General features: G+C 29.5%; 2 protein-coding genes. Both read right to left on the bottom strand.

Translation table 11 applies throughout. The features are described 5' to 3' along the window. Positions 1-10: 10 nt before the first annotated feature. Complete coding sequence (locus BVH02_RS21130) at positions 11-430, bottom strand: hypothetical protein (RefSeq protein ID WP_086503460.1); 420 nt, start codon at positions 428-430, stop codon at positions 11-13. 215 nt (positions 431-645) lie between these two features. Next, positions 646-1,401: an abortive infection family protein gene (locus BVH02_RS21125; RefSeq protein WP_086503459.1), complete on the bottom strand. Its 756-nt coding sequence runs from the start codon at positions 1,399-1,401 to the stop codon at positions 646-648. Between the last annotated feature and the right edge of the window lie 35 nt (positions 1,402-1,436).

Here is a 1,436-nt window from a genome sequence, read left to right as displayed (position 1 = left end):
ACCAGAAGTTTTATTTTCCATTATATTTTTCGATGTAAGCGAGTAATTTTTCTGAATCCAATTCAAAATTTTCAGTTATAACATTAGATTCAGCAAGAGAAAATATTAATTCATTTCTGCTAATAATTTTACTATTACTAAAACTCTTATTTACAGTTTTAAATTCAATATTACTTTTCCACTTTTCGTCTTCTTTATATATATTTCCAATAATTAACTTTTCATTATTTAAGTTTAATATTTCAAAATAATTTCCGCTTTTAATGTAATTAAACGCGTGTTTATCATTTAATACTATAATATTTGGATTATCTTTTGGAAAATTTACCTTAGTTATAATTTGTTTTTCCTCTTTTTTACTTACACCTTGTTTTTGAGTACCACAACTTAATATTGTTAGTATTGATAAAAAGTAAATAATTTTTTTCATTTTGTTATTTGAATTAATTGTTAGTGTTTTCTTGAAGTAGATCGTTTCTGCATCAAAATTTCTGGTAACGTTTTGAAAATTTGTGCAGAAATGGCATTACTTGCAGAACCGTTGTCGCACCCCACAGACCTAAATAATTAACGAAAAACCTGAGTTGAACCACCGTCAGCCATTTTTGTGCAAATTTGCTGTTATAAGCTGGCGTATTTTGCCTTTTATTTTTTAAATTTTCTATTTAAATAGTTCAATACAGTCTGCGCAGAATTTACTACAAACATTGCTTCGTCGTCTTCCAATAATTCTTCATTTGGATGGGATAAACTTGCTTTATTTCTAATTGGATTTAACTTGTCAAGTGTATTACTAAAGGAACTAATAATTTGGTCAATATCATTTTGTCTTGGTCCGCCTAATTGTAATTTTGGGTGGTTTGCTTTCAGCTTTTTAAATATTTGTGTTAAATTATCATCGTTTGCCAATGCTATTCCATCTTGCTTGCAAACTTCTTTCAGATATCCATGTAATGCCGTATGAATTCTGTCAACACCACTTGTCGCTCCGTTTTTTTCTATTAAAATTTTTGTGTCTTGAATTGCTCGTTCAACAGTTTCATTAGTTATAATTAATTGTTCGTGATTAACACCTTTAACTCCATCAAGTCTCCTAATTAAATCATTAATATCATTTGCAACTTTCTGCTTTATTTGCCTAACATCTTCTGGGAAAAAGTCAATAGGATATTTTTTGAGGACACCTTTCAATATTTTGCTTTGTGTTGGCTCATCTGAGTTTTCAAGAATAGCTAGAAATTTTTGTCTTGTTGTTCCCTCATATCCTGCAGGTGTGATATTTAAATCGCAGAAATAAGGATAAAATTCTTCGTGTGTTCTGTATGAAAAATCGCCAAGATACCCACCGCTTACACCAATGTAAGAGTTTGTTATCATAAAAATTTCAGGTTTTGTCAGCATTTTGAGTTTTATAGTTGATGTTTAGGAACGCTTGC

This window comes from Algoriphagus ratkowskyi (assembly GCF_002150505.1).
GTDB classification, from domain to species: domain Bacteria; phylum Bacteroidota; class Bacteroidia; order Cytophagales; family Cyclobacteriaceae; genus Algoriphagus; species Algoriphagus ratkowskyi.
Note: the sequence above shows the minus strand (reverse complement) of the source record. Positions and strands in the feature narration are given on the sequence as shown.

What these genes read in the sequence shown, in the direction of transcription:
- BVH02_RS21130 (WP_086503460.1), bottom strand. Translation starts at nt 430, where the DNA reads ATGAAAAAAATTATTTACTTTTTATCAATACTAACAATATTAAGTTGT.
- BVH02_RS21125 (WP_086503459.1), bottom strand. Translation starts at nt 1,401, where the DNA reads ATGCTGACAAAACCTGAAATTTTTATGATAACAAACTCTTACATTGGT.